The sequence below is a fragment of the Mesorhizobium sp. M7A.F.Ca.CA.004.06.1.1 genome (assembly GCF_003999135.1).
Taxonomy (GTDB): domain Bacteria; phylum Pseudomonadota; class Alphaproteobacteria; order Rhizobiales; family Rhizobiaceae; genus Mesorhizobium.
The window spans coordinates 1-854 of sequence record NZ_RZPQ01001273.1 but is presented as its reverse complement, the minus strand read 5'-3'; the positions used below and the strand labels follow the sequence as shown (position 1 = coordinate 854).

2 protein-coding genes are annotated in these 854 nt (G+C 58.1%); both read left to right on the top strand.

Annotated elements, in window-relative coordinates:
- Positions 1-669: ATP-binding protein (locus tag EN906_RS35730; RefSeq protein WP_127375849.1), on the top strand; the 669-nt coding region annotated here is incomplete at its 5' end.
- On the top strand, positions 656-854 hold a 199-nt coding region (locus EN906_RS37905; protein ID WP_206529282.1), incomplete at its 3' end, for a hypothetical protein. The genes EN906_RS35730 and EN906_RS37905, both read left to right, overlap by 14 nt.

Below are 854 nucleotides of genomic sequence, written 5' to 3'. Positions count from 1 at the left end.
GCTGTAATGAGTAGCTATCTGGGCCGCACCGGAACAAATCTCCGGCACGTTCTCGACTACGCAAAGTCGATGGACTGTGTTCTCCTCCTTGATGAATTGGATGCGATCGCCAAGCGCCGTGACGACCGGGGCGAGATCGGTGAATTGAAGCGACTCGTTACGGTCTTGATCCAGCAAATCGATGACTGGCCGGCGACGGGACTGCTTCTTGCGGCGACAAATCACTCTGAGCTTTTGGACCCAGCCATCTGGAGACGTTTCGATCTTTCGATCGAATTTCCGATGCCGGACGCGAGAGGCATATTCTCTTTCGCACAAGCGGCTTTGGCGGGCCACACGGAAAAGTCAGATCAATGGGCGGCAGCCTTGTCTGGGGCGCTGCTCGGCAAATCGTTTAGCGATATTGACCGAGATCTCAAATCGGCTCGTCGCACCGCTACAATCCGGGGCGGCGAACTCACCGACTATCTCACAAATCTTGTTCGACCTGACACCCTCGGAAAACCAGAGAGGATTGCTCTCGCCCGTACACTTGCGAATGAGGGACTAATGTCGCAACGGGCGGCGCAGCAACTCACGGGCGTTGCGCGCGAGACGATTAGGGGTGGTGGAACGTCGATGCTAAAGCCGACGTCACGCGGAAAGCGAGCACGAAATGGCGAAGCGTAATTTCCTCCTGGGAAAAGGCGAACGACTAACGAGCAATGTCGTCGTTCGCGGAGGGGCGCCGAACAAACAGGCCCCCTACACGTTCGCAGAAGCCCGTGAGCGGCTGACGCCCATGCTGGCCGCGACCGTGGAAGCACTCAACGAGTTGCCGGAAGCGGCATGCCCGGATGGTCAGGCCGTTGCGT